16 protein-coding genes are annotated in these 16,866 nt (G+C 39.8%); all 16 read left to right on the plus strand.

Annotation, left to right across the window (positions count from 1 at the left end; all coding sequences use genetic code 11):
* Window positions 1-17 precede the first annotated feature (17 nt).
* Window positions 18-2,084 (plus strand): flagellar biosynthesis protein FlhA, encoded by a 2,067-nt coding sequence (gene flhA / locus I6751_RS04375; RefSeq protein ID WP_196591838.1) that lies wholly within the window; start codon window positions 18-20, stop codon window positions 2,082-2,084.
* Window positions 2,085-3,395 (plus strand): flagellar biosynthesis protein FlhF, encoded by a 1,311-nt coding sequence (gene flhF, locus I6751_RS04380; protein WP_196591839.1) that lies wholly within the window; start codon window positions 2,085-2,087, stop codon window positions 3,393-3,395.
* A 7-nt stretch (window positions 3,396-3,402) separates the two neighbouring features.
* Window positions 3,403-4,302 (plus strand): MinD/ParA family protein, encoded by a 900-nt coding sequence (locus tag I6751_RS04385; protein WP_196591840.1) that lies wholly within the window; start codon window positions 3,403-3,405, stop codon window positions 4,300-4,302.
* Window positions 4,303-4,321: 19 nt separating this feature from the next.
* Entirely contained in the window at window positions 4,322-5,002 is a 681-nt protein-coding gene (locus I6751_RS04390) for a flagellar brake protein (RefSeq protein WP_196591841.1), read from the plus strand.
* A gap of 15 nt (window positions 5,003-5,017) precedes the next feature.
* Window positions 5,018-6,082: a protein-glutamate methylesterase/protein-glutamine glutaminase gene (locus tag I6751_RS04395; RefSeq protein WP_196591842.1), complete on the plus strand. Its 1,065-nt coding sequence runs from the start codon at window positions 5,018-5,020 to the stop codon at window positions 6,080-6,082.
* A 19-nt stretch (window positions 6,083-6,101) separates the two neighbouring features.
* Window positions 6,102-8,147, plus strand: coding sequence for a chemotaxis protein CheA (locus tag I6751_RS04400; protein WP_196591843.1), 2,046 nt, complete (start codon window positions 6,102-6,104; stop codon window positions 8,145-8,147).
* A gap of 19 nt (window positions 8,148-8,166) precedes the next feature.
* The gene (locus tag I6751_RS04405) at window positions 8,167-8,643 is read left to right on the plus strand and encodes a chemotaxis protein CheW (RefSeq protein WP_182188483.1); all 477 of its coding nucleotides are present in this window, start codon (window positions 8,167-8,169) and stop codon (window positions 8,641-8,643) included.
* A 9-nt stretch (window positions 8,644-8,652) separates the two neighbouring features.
* The gene (locus I6751_RS04410) at window positions 8,653-9,270 is read left to right on the plus strand and encodes a chemotaxis protein CheC (protein WP_182188484.1); all 618 of its coding nucleotides are present in this window, start codon (window positions 8,653-8,655) and stop codon (window positions 9,268-9,270) included.
* Between the two features lies 1 nt (window position 9,271).
* Window positions 9,272-9,757, plus strand: a complete 486-nt coding sequence (locus I6751_RS04415; RefSeq protein WP_182188485.1) for a chemotaxis protein CheD — start codon at window positions 9,272-9,274, stop codon at window positions 9,755-9,757.
* A gap of 103 nt (window positions 9,758-9,860) precedes the next feature.
* Window positions 9,861-10,622, plus strand: coding sequence for a FliA/WhiG family RNA polymerase sigma factor (locus I6751_RS04420; RefSeq protein ID WP_196591844.1), 762 nt, complete (start codon window positions 9,861-9,863; stop codon window positions 10,620-10,622).
* A gap of 198 nt (window positions 10,623-10,820) precedes the next feature.
* Complete coding sequence (locus I6751_RS04425; protein WP_196591845.1) at window positions 10,821-12,428, plus strand: DUF342 domain-containing protein; 1,608 nt, start codon at window positions 10,821-10,823, stop codon at window positions 12,426-12,428.
* A 16-nt stretch (window positions 12,429-12,444) separates the two neighbouring features.
* Entirely contained in the window at window positions 12,445-12,777 is a 333-nt protein-coding gene (locus I6751_RS04430) for a hypothetical protein (protein WP_182188488.1), read from the plus strand.
* Between the two features lie 19 nt (window positions 12,778-12,796).
* Window positions 12,797-13,378: a hypothetical protein gene (locus I6751_RS04435; RefSeq protein WP_196591846.1), complete on the plus strand. Its 582-nt coding sequence runs from the start codon at window positions 12,797-12,799 to the stop codon at window positions 13,376-13,378.
* 115 nt (window positions 13,379-13,493) lie between these two features.
* A complete protein-coding gene (locus I6751_RS04440) occupies window positions 13,494-14,225 on the plus strand; it encodes a pseudouridine synthase (RefSeq protein ID WP_330998152.1) in 732 nt (243 codons plus the stop codon).
* A 5-nt stretch (window positions 14,226-14,230) separates the two neighbouring features.
* The gene (locus I6751_RS04445; protein ID WP_196591848.1) at window positions 14,231-15,472 is read left to right on the plus strand and encodes a BaiN/RdsA family NAD(P)/FAD-dependent oxidoreductase; all 1,242 of its coding nucleotides are present in this window, start codon (window positions 14,231-14,233) and stop codon (window positions 15,470-15,472) included.
* A 98-nt stretch (window positions 15,473-15,570) separates the two neighbouring features.
* Window positions 15,571-16,863, plus strand: coding sequence for a 3-phosphoshikimate 1-carboxyvinyltransferase (aroA, locus tag I6751_RS04450; RefSeq protein WP_414153186.1), 1,293 nt, complete (start codon window positions 15,571-15,573; stop codon window positions 16,861-16,863).
* The last annotated feature ends 3 nt before the right edge of the window (window positions 16,864-16,866 follow it).

Below are 16,866 nucleotides of genomic sequence, written 5' to 3' on the forward strand. Positions count from 1 at the left end.
TGAGGGGTTATTGCATTATGGCTGCACCATCTACTACAGCAGGAAATTTTATTAATAAGTACAGTGATGTTGTTATCGCTCTAGCTATCGTGACGATAGTCATAATGATGATTATTCCGCTGCCGACGTTTCTTCTGGATTTGTTGTTATGCCTCAATATTACTTTGGCTTTAACCGTGGTAATGGTAACAATTTATAATGTTGAGCCGTTGGATTTTTCGGTTTTTCCGTCGTTATTGCTGGTTGCAACTTTATTTCGTTTGGCGTTGAATGTATCTTCAACCAGATTGATTTTGTTGAATGGTTACGCCGGAGAAGTAATAATGGCATTCGGTAATTTTGTTGTCGGCGGCAATCCGGTAGTAGGATTTATTGTCTTTGTAATTTTGATAATTATACAGTTTGTTGTAATTACTAAAGGGGCAGAACGTGTGGCGGAAGTTTCTGCTCGTTTTACTTTGGATGCTATGCCCGGTAAACAGATGGCTATTGATGCCGATTTGAATCAAGGTATAATAAATGACGCCGAAGCTAAGGCCAGACGTGAAAAAATACAGCATGAAGCTGATTTTTACGGAGCTATGGACGGGGCCAGCAAATTTGTCAAAGGCGATGCTATCGCTGCTATTATAATAATCATTATCAATATCTTTGGCGGATTTATAATTGGTATGGTTCAGCGTAATTTGACTATAGCTCAGTCATTGCAGCAATATACTTTGCTGACTGTCGGTGAAGGTCTGGTAAATCAGATACCGGCACTTTTGATATCAACGGCTACAGGTATCATCGTTACGCGGGCTGCTTCTAATTCCAATTTGGGACATGATCTGATAAGTCAATTATTTAGGAATCCACGGATATTTTTTATAGTTTCCGGTGTCCTGGTTTTCCTATCCTTGATACCGGGGCTGCCTACAATTCCATTTTTGGTGCTGGCGGCATTCGCTTTTATAATTGCTTATAATCTGCGCAGGTCAGAACGGACGTCTTTAGCCAATACTCAGGCTAAACAAAAAGAACAGAGCAAGGAAGCAATAAAAAAACCGGAGAATGTTATATCTTTATTACAGGTGGATCCAATGGAACTGGAAATAGGTTATAGTTTGATTCCATTGGTTGACACAGCACAAGGTGGAGATCTGCTGGAGCGTATTGTGATGATCAGACGGCAATGTGCCTTGGAATTAGGCTTGGTTGTCCCCACTATCAGGATACGTGATAATATTCAGATAAAACCTAACGCTTATATCATAAAATTAAGAGGTATTGAAATAGCCAAGGGAGAATTATTACTTGACCACTATTTAGCAATGAATTCCGGAACAGTGGTAGAAGAAATTGATGGCATAAAAACTACTGAACCAGCTTTTGGATTACCGGCTATATGGGTGACTGAAGCACAGCGTGAACAGGCAGAATTGAATGGATATACGGTGGTTGATGCCGTTTCTGTTTTAGCGACACATCTTACAGAGGTTATAAAGGCCCATGCTGATGAAATACTGAGTCGTCAGGAAACGCAGAATTTAATTGATAATATTAAGAAAACTAGTCCGTCGGTGGTTGAAGAAGTCGTACCTGATCTGCTCAGTGTTGGTGAGATACAAAAAGTCCTGGCTAATTTACTGCATGAGCGAGTATCTATTCGCGATATGGCTACGATTTTGGAAGTTTTGTCGGATTATGCGAAAATGACCAAGGATACTGATGTTTTAACAGAATATGTACGGCATGCCTTAGCAAGGCAGATAACTAGTCAGTATGTGCAAAACAATACCCTGCCATGTGTGTCACTTGATCCGGGACTGGAAAATAAAATTGCCGGTGCTGTGCAGCGGACGGAGCGGGGATCATATGTAAGTCTTGATCCTAATACGATGAAAAATCTTATAACGGCGATGAACAAGGTCCTGCAGGAACTCACGGATCTGGGTTATCAACCGATTGTGCTTACAGGGCCGGCTATCAGGATATATTTTAAAAAATTAATTGAAAGATCTATTGCTGGTGTAATTGTATTATCACAGGCTGAAATAGATTCAAATGTGGAAATTCAGATTCTTGGGGTGGTGAAAATATAATTGCAGATTAAAGTATTTAAGGAGCGTACTGCTAAGGCAGCTATGGATAGAGTCCGTGCGGAATTAGGTGCGGACGCGGTGATTTTGCATACTAAAAAATACACTACAGGGGGGATTTTTGGTTATGGTGGCAAAAAAATGGTTGAAGTAACGGCAGCTGTTGAGGACAAACCGCGCACAGCAATTTTACCGCCGGTTATAAATAGTAGCGCACCGGTTCCTGACAGCAGGCCGATATCAAAGCCGGTACGGCAGCAAGCTGTACCGGAGCAAATGAAACCGATTGTACCTAAGAAAGTATTGCAGAATTATAAAACTGTCAACTATAATGAGCCGGCAGCAGATACACCCGGAGAAGATACTGTATCGGCCGATTATGTACGACAGCCGAAAATTATAAAGGCGTCTGATAATATGCAGGATATGAATGCTGGAGAAAATGGACAGGAAGTAAAAATCCGGCAGCTGGAGACAGAACTTGCCCAAATGAAGCTCATGCTTAATGACGTACTAAAAGGACAAGGCAAAAGTGCGGAATCTGATATTGTATCATTACAAGAGGCATTGCAACAGCAGGAAGTTGATGATGCGATAATCGAGGAAATTGTTAATCAGTCGGCCGATAGTAATGCACTATTGGATAAAAACATGCCGGCAGCCCGAAAAATTTTACTGGATTACCTGGCTCAATATATAAAACCACCAACGGGAATAGAACTCACTGCCGGACGGCCTAAGATTGTCGCGTTAATTGGTACCACCGGTGTGGGAAAGACTACAACACTAGCTAAGATAGCTGCCCGTTTTGCTTTAGAACAGGGCGTGCGTGCAGCATTAATAACTGCTGACACATATCGGATATCGGCGGTTGACCAGTTAAAGACATACTCGGATATCATTGGACTGCCATTGGAAATTGTTTATTCACCATCTGAGTTAAAAGATACAATCGATAAACATAAAGATAAACAATTGATTTTAATTGACACCGCCGGCCGCAGCCAGCATAATGAATATCAGTTAATGGAATTGCATGATTTACTTGCTGCCGGCAACGGTATTGAAAAGCATCTTGTTCTAAGTGCTACCACTAAGCCGCGTGATGTAGTGGATATAATTAGAAAGTTTTCTTTATGTGCACCTGATCGGGTTATTTTTACCAAAACTGATGAAACATCCAGTATTGGCATGGTTCTCAATTTACTTAAGCAATATCCGATTACTTTATCATATTTTACCAATGGACAAAGTGTGCCTGATGACATTTTCCCGGCATTGGCAAAAAATTTAGCTGATCTTCTGTTGAGGTAGATATATTATGAAAGACCAAGCTGCCAAATTGCGACAACTAGTCGGGGGAAAAAATTTTGTTGGTGATTTGCAGGAGACAGGTTCTGTAAATGTTGATAAGAAAGATAATCTGCCGTATATCATTGCAATTACGAGTGGTAAGGGCGGTGTCGGCAAAACAAATTTTACCGTTAACCTGGCCATTGCTTTATCACGAATGGGCAAACGTGTTTTGATAATTGATGCGGATTTGGGATTGGCAAATGTTGAGGTGATTTTAGGCTGTTCATCAAGGTATACGATGATGGATTTGTTAAACAGTGATATTTCTTTGGCGCAGATCATATTGGAAGGTCCTGCCGGAATCAAATATATCTCGGGGGGATCTGGAATTGAACAAATGTCGGATCTTTCAGTTACCACCAGGGAACTGCTGATACAAAAGCTATACGCGTGTGAGACTGTTGCTGATATAATTTTAGTAGATACTGGTGCCGGCGTCGGTAGAAATGTGTTGGATTTTTTATTATCATCCGATGAGATTATTTTACTCACTACACCAGAACCAACGGCATTGACGGATGCATATGCCGTTATCAAAGCCTGCAGAGCGAAAACAGATTTTCTTAATATAAAATTCGTTATCAATAAGATATATGATGAGTCTGAGGGAATCGATGTCGGTATGAAACTGATCGAAACCACCAGAAGATTTTTACAAGTTAATGTAAGTTATCTGGGAATGATTTATGATGACCGCAATATGACAAATGCTATAAAAAAGCAGATTCCTCTGTTATTGTCTTATCCTGATACTATTGCGGCCAAATGCATAAATTCAATAGCAAAGGCAGTTTTGCAGGGAGACAGTATGCGAGTCAAACGGGGTTGGCGCGGTTTTTTGCAGCGTTTGATTTTTTCCCGTTAGTTTTACGGAGGAAACGACAATGAAGCATATTAATGTTTTTAAGACAAAAAAAATTTTAAGGATAGGGCAGCGTATAGAGATTACTAAGATAGGCAACAGTGATGAGGCCGTCGCTTATTCAAGCAGAGTTGAAGATATACAGGAAAATGAAGTTTTTTTGGCCTTGCCGGCAGATTCAAGGCGATGTCCGATAATTCCGGAAACAAATCAGCCTATTAGTGGTAAAATAATTGACAGCACCTGTATTTATATCTTTACCGGTCAGTATAGGCATTTGGCAAAAATCAATGTACCGGTATGGGTATTAAATATTAATGATACAGTCATAAAAGCACAAAACCGGGAATTTGTAAGAATACCGTTGCGGACGGCATTGCGAATTATAACATTTGATGAAAACGGCGGAATTAATGCACCGTTCAAAACTGAAAGTTTCGACATGAGCGGTAATGGCATATCTTTTTTCTACAATACCAAATTGCTGCCCAATAGTAAAATTATAATTGAGACTGAGCTTATTCCTTCCGTAGGCAGAATATATACTTTTGCCAGGATAAAACGTTCTATTTTAAAAGACAGTAATCAATATCTTGTCGGCGCTAAATTTATTGATTTATCGCGGCAGATTCAAAATAAATTGATAAAATATCTTTTTACTAAACAAAGGGAATTTATTAATAAAGGGATAATACAAAAGTAAGAAAGGAAAATAGCATTGATCCGTATTTTAATAGCAGATGATTCAATCTTCATGAGAAAAATATTGTCAGATATATTTGCTACACAAGCAGATTTTACAGTAGTAGGTGTGGCAGTGAATGGAAGGGATGCTATAGAAAAAGTTTTGGAGTTAAAACCTGATATTATGACCCTTGATGTCAATATGCCGATCATGAATGGCTTGCATGCCTTAAAAGTGATTATGCGGGAAGCTCCGCTGCCGGTCATAATGGTAAGCAGTCTTACTAAATCAGGTGCTGACGAAACAATAGCGGCATTGGAGGCAGGCGCGGTAGATTTTATTAATAAGGGTAATACTAATATAATTAATTCCAGAGATATAAGTGACAGCATAATAAATAAATGCCGGGCAGCAGTTAAAGTGAAGGGTAAGCTATCCGCATGGCATATAAATTCTAAAAGGGTGAGTCCGTTTTATTCCGTAACCGAAGGACGACCTGCATACAATAGCAGTGCAGCAGGTTGTACCAGATTGGTTGCTATTGGAACATCGACAGGGGGACCTAAGGCACTGCAGGATGTAATCACTAAGCTGCCGGCAGATCTGCCGTGCGGTGTGGTCGTTGTACAGCACATGCCGCCCGGTTTCACAAAGTCATTGGCAGACAGATTAAATCAATTGTCTGAGGTGACTGTTAAAGAGGCTGAAAATGGTGATCGTATTGAACCTGCGCATGTCTATATAGCACCGGGAAATTACCATATGGTGGTGCATAAGGATGCTGCCGGAGGTATAATATCACTTAATCAGGAGCCGCCGATCGGTAATCACCGCCCGTCAGTCAATGCATTGTTTAATTCCGCAGTCCCTTTCGGAAAGAGCCTTGTATCAGTTATTATGACTGGTATGGGAAATGACGGGGCAGCAGGCATGCTGCAGATAAAAAAGGCCGGCGGCTATGTAATTGCTGAGAGTGAGCTGACATCAGTAGTTTATGGAATGCCTAAGGCCGTTGTTGATTTGGGAATAGCTGATGAGGTTTTGCCTGTGGATGAAATAGCTAATGCAATAGTTAGTGCCATAAAAAGAAATCAATAATATTCTGGAGGAATGAAAAATGGATACTAGTCAATATATGGAGATGTTTCTGGAAGAATCAAAAGATCATTTGCAGTCACTTAATGAACGTCTCCTGGACCTTGAAAAAGATCCTGAGGATTCCGATGCGATAAATGAGATTTTCAGAAGCGCACATACATTGAAGGGAATGTCGGCTACAATGGGTTTTACAGCCATTGCCGAACTTACTCATGATATGGAAAACGTACTGGATTTGATTCGTAATGAAAAACTGCACGCTGATGAAGACATTGTGGATATATTATTTAAAAGTGTCGATGCCTTGCAGCAGATGGTCGATAATGTAGAAGCCGGTAATCCTGAAGATTCGGTTGATGTAAAAGGTTTGGTAGAAAAGTTGAATGCCATTGCTTCCGGTAATTCAACAGGTTCAATCGCTAAAAGCAGTACAGATAAATCATCAGCTGCGCCCGCGGATGCAGCTGATGATAAAAAAGCTGATATGAGCATAGAACTTACCGATATTGACAAAGATCTCATTAATAAGGCTAAAGAATCGGGCCTGCGGGCAATGCATGTGAGGATTATTTTAGCTGAAACATGTGTGCTGAAAGCGGTTCGTTCGTATATGGTAATGTCAGCACTGGATGAATTGGGTGACGTAATAAAATCTGTTCCACCGGCAGAGGATTTAGAACAAGAAAAGTTTGACTTATCATTTGATGTTATTTTACTGACAGGTGAAGAAGAACAGCGGGTAGAATCTACATTATTGGGTATTTCTGAAATAAAGCAAGTAATGATAGAAATAATTAAACTTGATGCACCGGCATTGGTACCGGCTGTCAAGAAAGCAGCTGTTCCGGCAGTTGCCAAACCGAGTGCTCCGGTCAAAAAGAAGCAGGCTATCCAGCATCATGACAACATGAAAGGTGGCCAATCTGTACGTGTTGGTATTGAAAAGCTTGATTCTTTGATGAATTTGGTCGGTGAATTAGTTATCAACAAGACACGGCTGGAACAAATTGGCAATACTCACCGTATTACTGAATTAGTGGAAACAGTTGAACAAATGGATCGGGTCACGAGTGACTTACAGTCAATTGTCATGAAGGTGCGGATGGTTCCGGTAGGGCAGGTATTTAACCGGTTTCCCCGTGTTGTACGGGATTTGGCAAAAGAATTGGGTAAGGAAGTCAATTTGACTATTGAAGGTGAAGAAACTGAGCTGGACAGAACTGTAATAGATGAAATTGGAGATCCGTTAGTCCATCTTATCCGCAATTCAATGGACCATGGCATAGAACATCCTGATGATCGTGAAGCAAAGGGTAAGCCGCGTGTCGGTAAGGTAGGCCTCATAGCCAGACATGAAGGTAATAATGTAATAATCATGGTCACTGATGACGGCGCTGGCATGGATGCTGCAGTCATTCGGGATAAAGCATTGGAAAAAGGTGTTATTACACAGGAAGATGCCGATAATATGACAGAGTCAGAGGCAGTGCGATTGATCTTTTTACCGGGTTTTTCCACTTCTGATGTAATTACTGATGTATCCGGACGTGGCGTAGGAATGGATGTTGTGCGAACTACGATCGAAGCATTAGGTGGAGTTATTGATGTTGAAACCAAACGTAATGCCGGCAGTATATTTAAAATAAAGCTGCCTTTGACATTGGCTATTATTCAGGCTTTACTGGTCAATGTACAAAAAGAAATTTACGCTATTCCATTGGCTTCTATTGATAGCACTATAAATATAACGCCAGATGATATAAAAACTATCCAAAACAGGGAAACTATCGTTATTCGTGGTGAAATAATACCAATAGTCCGTTTGAACCAAGCCCTTAATGTACCGCCTGCGGCTGATTTTGACAGTGATGAAATATACATAGTCGTCGTGCATATTGGTGATAAGAAATGCGGCATTATGGTTGACAGATTGATTGGTCAGCAGGAAATCGTAATAAAAACGCTGGGCAAATTGTTATCGGGTATCAAGGTTATTTCCGGTGCAACGGTTTTAGGTAATGGTCAGATTGCCCTGATTTTAGATGTTGCAATTTTAATGCAATAATTTGTAGGAGGAGTATATCATGGAACAGCAAGAAGCTGCATCAAGTGAAGTACAGATAGTCGCATTTAAGTTAAAGCGTGAAGAATACGGCATAAGTATCTTAAATGTTGAAGAAATAAAAAGACTTACTGACATAACCCGGGTACCTTTTACGCCAGAATATATCAAGGGTGTTATAAATCTGCGGGGCAGTGTACTGCCGGTTATTGACCTGAAAAAAAGAATCGGTCTGCCGGATGAAGAGTATAGTGAATCTACCAGAATAATTGTCATAAAATTAGAAGATATAACAGTTGGCATGATCGTGGATGCCGTCACCGAGGTTTTGACTGTTGATACTAACTGTATAACTAATTACAAGCAGATAATATCAACGGAAAATGATCTGCATGCAGAGTCCAATAAATTTATAAGCGGCATAGGCAATTTAAATGACCGACTCGTTATTTTATTAAATTTATATGAAATATTAGGATTAAATAACGAAAATAAATGAGGTGTGCATATGTCAGACAGTATGTTAAATTTATCAGCAATGCAGCTGGACGCAATAAAGGAAATAGGTAATGTAGGTGCCGGAAATTCAGCTACGGCACTTTCACAGCTTATAAATAAAAAAATAGATATGGATGTTCCAAGTGTATCTGTGGTACCATTGGCAGATGTTCCCAATCTTGTGGGTGGTCCGGATACAATGGTTGCTGGTATTTTCTTACGAGTGTATGGAAAAGCACCGGGCAGCGTACTATTCCTGATGCCTAAGGAAAGCGCCTTTTATTTAGTTGAGCATTTATTAGGAGAGCAAAAAAGCACAGAAGGAGAGCTGACTGAAATGGATCAGTCAGCTTTGATGGAAATAGGGAACATATTAGCCGGTTCATATTTGAATGCTTTATCTTACTATACAAAGTTGACATTGCTGCCTTCAATACCAGCTATGGCTGTGGATATGGCAGGAGCAATATTAAATGTTGTAATTGTTCAATTGGGACAGATGGGAGATCACGCACTCGTTATTGAAACACAATTCTTATCGGAAGATGATGGTATAAATGGACATTTCTTTTTAATACCCGACTCTGGCTCGCTCCAAATAATTTTAAATGCAGTAGGAGTGAAATAATATGGCTGAAGCATTAAAAGTCGGGATAGCCGATTATAAGGTCGGCAAGGCGCCAGATAAAATTATTAGCTATGGATTGGGTTCCTGCGTTGGTATTACTTTATATGATCCTGTTATAAAAATAGGCGGATTGGTTCATATTATGCTGCCCGACAGTACTCAGGCACGTGCTAATGAAAATCCGGCTAAATTTGCCGATACCGGTATACCGCTTTTACTTGATAAGGTTATTTCGATGGGTGCTGTTAAGACGAGATTGATAGCTAAACTGGCCGGCGGTTCACAAATGTTTCAATTTGCCGGTACATCTGATATAATGGCAATAGGTAAAAGGAATGCTGAATTAGCTAGGAAAACTTTGCAAAATTGTGCAATAAAAATTGCCGGCGAAGATTTAGGCGGAACATACGGACGTACGGTGGAAATTGATTTAGAAACAGGTTTATATAAAATAAGAACAATTAATAAGGGTGAAAAAACAATTTGATATTATTCCGGTCGACAGATAAAATATATATGAAAAATGATATTTGTCTGTTGTTTTGGTAATGCTGCAAATTTGTTTGAACATAAATTAAGGAGGCACAAAATTGCAGACAATTAAACCTCTTTCTGCCCCCGATATTATTGATTTATGGGAAACATATAAAAAAGATGATGATTTAGCCGCACGAAACAGTTTGATAGAAAATTATTTGCCGTTAGTGAATATTATTGTAAATAATATAGCGTGTAATTTACCGTCACATATTGAACGTGATGATTTGATAAGCAGCGGTTTTTTTGGACTTATGGATGCCATTTCACGGTTTGATATCAATCTGGGGGTAAAGTTTGAGACTTATGCTAAAAATCGCATACGCGGGTCAATATTGGATTATTTGAGGTCAAGGGACTGGCTATCAGTTTCTTTGCGGAAAAAAATCAAAAAATATGAAACTGTGTATATTGGTCTGGAAGAGGATCTGCACCGCACTCCGACCAAACAGGAATTGGCCCAGGCAATGACGATGAAATTGGAAGATTTATATACTTTAGAAGCTAATATAAATACGACTTCATTGACATCACTGGAAGAATATATAAATGCGGAATACATGGTCAGTGACAGCAATGATGTGGAAAAAAAAATCAACAGAGATTTCATTAAGCAAAAGCTGGCAGAAGCTATAGACCGGCTGCCGGAAAAAGAAAAGTTGATAATTTCATTGTATTATTCGGAGGAACTGACTTTGAAGGAAATCGGCATGACACTTAATCTATCGGAAGCACGTATAAGTCAGTTGCACAAAAGGGCAGTTCTCAGACTAAGGGGTTATTTATCGCGTTCCAAATCTGATATTTTTAATTAAAAATATATAAAATAAGCGGCGTGGGAGATGAGTGGTGATTTATTTCGGAAAATTACAGCTATAATAAAAATAGATGTAATTTAAGGGCAGTTATTATAAAAATATGTTTTAGCAACATTGTATCTTGAAAACAGTTTTCGAGGGGAAAGCTGTTAATTGTAAAAAATTTCAAGTGTTCTAATCTCAGGAGGATTTACTATGCCGGATGTTGCTGTTGGCAGTGAAAAAGAAGGATACTTATTAGAGATTTTAGGAGAAGAAGTTTTTTTAACCGTGTATCAACCGGCTGAAGGAATAGCTTCATTCAAAGACCTTACGCTATTATGCGCAATTTTAAAAAAGCATGAAATAAAGGATTATAAGCTGACAGATATAGTAAAAATCGTTAATGAACATGATGGGCAGCGCAAGCAGATAGCAGGAGGAGCAGAGCAGACTGTGGCACGGGAAGTTCCTGTGCCGTTGGTAGAGATAAGTAAGGATAAGATGCAGGCTGTGATCAGCTTTAACGGAGAAGATAAGGAGTTTAATTATGATAAGAATTATATTATGCAGCTGCTCTCAGACAAGAAAATAAGTTATGGTATAAATGAGTCAAATATCGACGAATTTATAAAAACACCTTTTCAAACACAAATAATCGCTGAAGGGAAGGCACCAATTAATGGTGATAATGCTTATATAAAAAGACATATCGATTTTTCTAAGAAGGGGGCACCGGCAACAAAGGAAAACGGTAGGGTGAATTATAAGGACCTTAATTTGTATTTTGTCGTGACAAAGGGAACGGTCCTTGCTGAAAGAATTCCTCAAACCAAGGGGGAATCGGGCATGAATGTCTTGGGACAGGAAATAGCCTGCCGGGCGGGTAAACCAATACCGCTGATAAAAGGGAAAAATACTGAAATTGTAGATGATAATACACTAGTGGCTGCTATTGACGGGCAGGCCATTGAAGAAAATAACCGTATTTCTGTTGATCCCAAACTGGACATAAATGGTGATGTTGATTTATCAACCGGCAATATCAATTTCAATGGCAGTGTGTTTATTAAAGGTAGTGTTCAGGATGGTTTTACGGTCAAAGCCGAGGGAGATGTCAATATTGGCGGTGTTGTCGGCGGCGGGACGGTGATAGCACGTAATGTTTATATAGATGGTGGCGTGCTGGGCATGCGGCACGGTAAAATAACTGCCCGGGAAGATGTTCACACTACTTTTGCTGAAAACGCCTATATAACAGCAGAACGTGATATTTATGTGGTTGATGTGGCGATGCATTCGAAATTAAATGCCGGAAGAAGAATTATTGTAAAGGGGCGCCGTGGGCAAATAGTCGGCGGTCATGCAATTGCGGGTATTTTGATTGATGCGGGTGTACTGGGAAATATTGCTAATGTATCGACAAAAATTGAGGTGGGAATAAATCCTATAATCAATGAACGGTATACAAGTCTGCTCAAAGAATACGAGACTGACAAAAAACAATTGCGCAATATAACTAATGCATTAAATTCATTTAAGAATAAAACTAATTTATCGTTGCTTCAAAAAGAAAAATTAGGTCAACTAAAGCGTGTAAGATTTCCTTTGGCAGGAAAAATTGAAAGGAACAAGACCATAATAGAAAAATTGGCTGAAGCACTTAAAAATATGTCCAATGCTAAAATAAGGGTGGATGATGCTGTACATCCGGGTGTAAAGGTGACGATATCACCGTTCCTTTATACTATGCAGACAGATGCGCAGCATTGTTCATTTGTTGCTGATAAGGAACATGAATGTGTAAAGTTGAGTCCTTATTGATAATGGAGGGATAAAGATGTCTGTAAATCCTATTGGTAATCTGCAGGCAATGCTGCCAAACAGTTCCGAGGTTGGTAATATTCAAAATAAAATGAACCAACAGGTAAATGCCGCGCAAGACTTTGGCAATACTAAACTGCAGCAGGAATCAGAAGATAAACAATTTCAGGTTTATGCCAAGGATGCCGTTGAGGGGGAAAAAATTCGCAGCGATGATGAACGCAATAAGCAAAATGGCAATGGCTATTCGCGTCCTAATCATAAACATAAAGCTGCAGCACCGCCACAAGAGGATGAGGATAATTTATCTGATGCCATCCGTGGTCATAATATTGATATAAAATTATGAATGGATTGCGGAGGGCAAAATGATCACAGAAGTTTTGGGTATAATAATAATTTTAGGCGTTTTGGTAATATTACTGCTGAAGCGCAATATGAGTTCCGGTATAAAGCGTGACGATACCTATGCAAGTGTCGAAAATATCGGAATGTCGGCTGATAATTTAAAAAAAGAGATAATAAATGCCGGAGATAATGTTTTACAACAGATGGACGGACGTATAAACCAACTGGAAACCTTGATTAAGACGGCTGATATGCGGGTCGAAGAGTTAAAAAAATATAGTGCTTTATTGGCAGAGAATGAAAACAGCCGTATTTTTTCACAGACGACAACTACGAGACCATCAACGAATTTTAATACAGCTTTGAAGTCAGCTGATGTTAAGCTCAGGCATATTGATGTTTTATCAGCAGAAGAGTCGATTGCTGAGCAACAGCAAAGAATAAAGTCTGATACTTATGAGGCATTGCCGGCGGCAACAAAAGTCGTTTTTTCATTATTGGATCAAGGAATGACATCTTCTGAAATTTGCCGCAGGTTATCAATGAGCGGCGCTGCAGTTGCCATGATTGTTCAAATGTACGAAAAACTTCATAGTAAATAAAATAAATAGGCTGGCGCTGCGGCATCAGTCTATTTATTTTGCGGACTTACGAAGATGGCTTGTCAAACTGTTGAAGAATCAGGTAAAATAATATATCATTACAAGTTGGAGGTTAATTTTGGAACGGTTGCAAAAATATATTGCTGACTGCGGCATAGCATCGCGGCGAACGGCAGAAAAGTTTATTAGTGATGGGCGTGTAAGTGTCAATGATAAAATAGTAACTACTTTGGGTACAAGGGTAAATCCTTTGGTTGATAATGTTAAATTTGACGGGAACGTAATTAAACAAATTGAAGAAAAAATATATATAATGTTGTATAAGCCTAAAGGTTATATTTCCACGGCGAAGGATGACAGAGGCAGAAAAACAGTATTGGATCTGCTTCCCGAAATACAGCAGCGTATATTTCCGGTTGGACGATTGGATAATAATACAGAAGGTTTATTATTACTGACTAATGATGGAACACTGACACAAAAGTTATTACATCCTAAATTTAAAATAGAAAAGACGTATCTCGTTTCTATAAAGGGCAGACTCGGCAGTGATGAATTGGGGTCACTGCGGCATGGAATAAGTTTGTCGGATGGTAAAACAGCTCCGGCCAAAGCAGCCATTATCAACTATAATCGGGAAACTGACTGCAGCAAAATAGAAATGACGATACACGAAGGGCGTAATCGTCAGATAAGGCGAATGTTCGAAGCTGTGCAGCACGATGTTGTTAGTTTGAAACGAGTACAGTTTGCCGGAGTGACTTTAAAAGGGCTGAGGAAGGGTGAATATCGTTCTTTGACAAACGATGAATTGTTACAACTCAATTATATAATCAATGGAGAATAATAAATATGAAAAAGATAGTGGTCATCGGTGCCGGCGCAGCCGGTATACTGGCTGCATTACAGGCGGCAAAAAAAGATGACAATAAAGTTATCCTGATGGAACGTAATGATCGGATAGGTAGAAAATTAATGATAACGGGTAAGGGGCGTTGCAACATTACTAATGTTGCCGATCTGCCGACGTTTATAAAAAACATTCCGGGAAATGGTAAATTTTTATATAGTGCTTTCAGGAATTTTTTTAATGATGATGTTATTTCTTTTTTTGAAAAAATTGGGGTGGCTACTAAAGTTGAACGCGGCGGCCGGGTTTTTCCGCAAAGTGATAGGGCTGTAGAAGTAGTAGATACGTTGTGTAAATGTTTATATGATGCTAAAGTAGAATTACAGTTGAATACTAAGGCAATGAAAATCATTACAGCCGATCATAAGGTAACTGGTGTTAAAACAGCAGTCGGACAGATTACTTCTGCTGACGTTGTAATATTGGCTGCAGGGGGAGCTAGTTATCCGGCTACTGGTTCGGATGGGAACGGAGTGTATCTGGCATCGGTTCTGGGGCATACTATAGAAGAACTACATCCGGCTTTAGTACCATTGGAAACAGATCTTGACTGGGTGAAGAATTTGCAGGGATTGTCATTACGAAATGTGCGTGTGAGTGTTTTTACTGAAGGTAAGAAAAGTGCTGAAATGTTTGGTGAAATGATGTTCACGCATTTTGGCGTTACAGGACCGATAATATTATCTTTAAGCCGTGCTATCGCAATATCTTTGTCTAAGCGGCAAAAAGTTTTTTTGACAATAAATTTAAAACCAGCATTGACACCAGAGCAGCTTGATGCCCGACTTCAGCGCGATTTTAAAAAGTATGCCCATAAGCAAATGAAAAATGCAATGATTGATCTTTTGCCACATCGTTTAATACCGATTATTTTGGATCTGGCATATATCAGCGGTGAAAAACCTGCCGACCAATTGACTAAAAAAGAGCGGTACAAACTTGTTGCCACATTAAGAAATTTATCTGTTGATATTACAAAATCCCGTCCTTTAGCTGAAGCTATTGTTACCTGCGGCGGTGTAAATGTTAAGGAAATAGATCCAAAGACAATGCAGTCTAAGCTTATCGACGGGTTATATTTTGCCGGTGAAGTGGTGGATGTTGATGGTTATACCGGCGGATTTAATCTGCAGGCTGCTTTTTCTATGGGATACACTGCCGGTAAAAATGCCGCTGATTGTTAATTGGTTGCGATGGGGAGGAAATCTGAGCGAAATCGCGAATTACTATTTATATAATATGAATTGCCAGCTAATACAAAAGTTTGAAAGGTATGGGATGCATGACAAGTAAAATAATTGAGGCGGCGGTTGATGGACTGCATGGTGTGATTACTATTCCTGGTGATAAATCAGTATCACATCGCAGTGTTATGTTTGCCGGGCTTAGTGATACTCCGGTCCGCATAGTTAATTTCCTGCGCGCACAGGATTGCCTAAGTACGGTGAACTGTATGCGGGCTTTAGGTGTCAATATTGCAGATGATGGAGAAGAGCTGACAATATGCGGTAAGGGTTTATATGGTTTAAACGAACCGGAAAATATAATTGATGCCGGTAATTCAGGGACTACACTGCGACTGATGCTCGGTATACTGTCCGGTCAAAAATTTTTGACTACATTTACTGGTGACGCATCACTGTCCAAAAGACCGATGCAGCGGGTCATTACCCCTTTAACTCGAATGGGAGCATCAATCGTTGGCAGAAAAATAAACACTTTGCTGCCAATTACAGTAATTCCTGCCAAACAAAGATTGACCGGTATTACTTATGAAATGCCGATGGCCAGTGCGCAAGTAAAATCGGCTGTTTTATTGGCCGGATTATACGCGCAGGGAGTTACCACAGTAATCGAAAAATATCCGTCACGCGATCATACAGAAAGAATGCTCAAGGCTTTTGGTGTTGATATAACGACTCAGAATGGCGCAATAAGCATTCGTCCGGCAGACAGGCTGCATGCCCCTGCTGAAATAATTGTACCTGGCGATATCAGTTCTGCTGCGTATTGGCTGGTTGCAGCAACAGTAATTCCCAACAGTGACATAATAATAAAAAATGTTGGTATAAATAAGACACGTACAGGTATATTGGATGTTCTTAATAATATGGGAACAAACATTGAACTTTGCGGATGTCGGACGGATGGCGGTGAACCAGTGGCTGATCTGCATGTTCGCTCGGCCAGGCTGCATGGCATAGATATAGCTGCTGATATTATTCCCCGCCTGGTCGATGAAATTCCAATTATAACGGTAGCAGCGATACTTGCTGACGGCCGTACCACTATAAATGGAGCACAGGAACTGCGTGTAAAGGAAAGTGACCGTATCAAGGCAATCTGCCGCGAATTCGGCAAGCTGACTAATGCTGTGACAGAAAAAGAAGATGGCCTCATTATAGAGGGAAATTCAGCTTTTAAATATGCCCAATGCGATTCACACGATGATCATCGTATTGCCATGGCACTCGCAGTTGCGGGTGCGTCAGGAAAAGGTGTAGAAATCAGCGGTGCAGACTGTGTAAATATATCATATCCGCAGTTTTATACTACACTGGAACATTTAAAATAAGCT

Source organism: Pectinatus frisingensis (assembly GCF_015732285.1).
In the GTDB taxonomy this organism is placed as follows: domain Bacteria; phylum Bacillota; class Negativicutes; order Selenomonadales; family Selenomonadaceae; genus Pectinatus; species Pectinatus frisingensis.

Bases quoted from the DNA above. Each gene is read 5' to 3' on its own strand.
- I6751_RS04430 (WP_182188488.1), top strand. From the start codon at position 12,445: ATGTCTGTAAATCCTATTGGTAATCTGCAGGCAATGCTGCCAAACAGT.
- I6751_RS04400 (WP_196591843.1), top strand. From the start codon at position 6,102: ATGGATACTAGTCAATATATGGAGATGTTTCTGGAAGAATCAAAAGAT.
- I6751_RS04385 (WP_196591840.1), top strand. From the start codon at position 3,403: ATGAAAGACCAAGCTGCCAAATTGCGACAACTAGTCGGGGGAAAAAAT.
- I6751_RS04415 (WP_182188485.1), top strand. From the start codon at position 9,272: ATGGCTGAAGCATTAAAAGTCGGGATAGCCGATTATAAGGTCGGCAAG.
- flhA (WP_196591838.1), top strand. From the start codon at position 18: ATGGCTGCACCATCTACTACAGCAGGAAATTTTATTAATAAGTACAGT.
- aroA (WP_414153186.1), top strand. From the start codon at position 15,571: ATGACAAGTAAAATAATTGAGGCGGCGGTTGATGGACTGCATGGTGTG.
- I6751_RS04445 (WP_196591848.1), top strand. From the start codon at position 14,231: ATGAAAAAGATAGTGGTCATCGGTGCCGGCGCAGCCGGTATACTGGCT.
- I6751_RS04435 (WP_196591846.1), top strand. From the start codon at position 12,797: ATGATCACAGAAGTTTTGGGTATAATAATAATTTTAGGCGTTTTGGTA.
- I6751_RS04425 (WP_196591845.1), top strand. From the start codon at position 10,821: ATGCCGGATGTTGCTGTTGGCAGTGAAAAAGAAGGATACTTATTAGAG.
- I6751_RS04390 (WP_196591841.1), top strand. From the start codon at position 4,322: ATGAAGCATATTAATGTTTTTAAGACAAAAAAAATTTTAAGGATAGGG.
- I6751_RS04410 (WP_182188484.1), top strand. From the start codon at position 8,653: ATGTCAGACAGTATGTTAAATTTATCAGCAATGCAGCTGGACGCAATA.
- I6751_RS04405 (WP_182188483.1), top strand. From the start codon at position 8,167: ATGGAACAGCAAGAAGCTGCATCAAGTGAAGTACAGATAGTCGCATTT.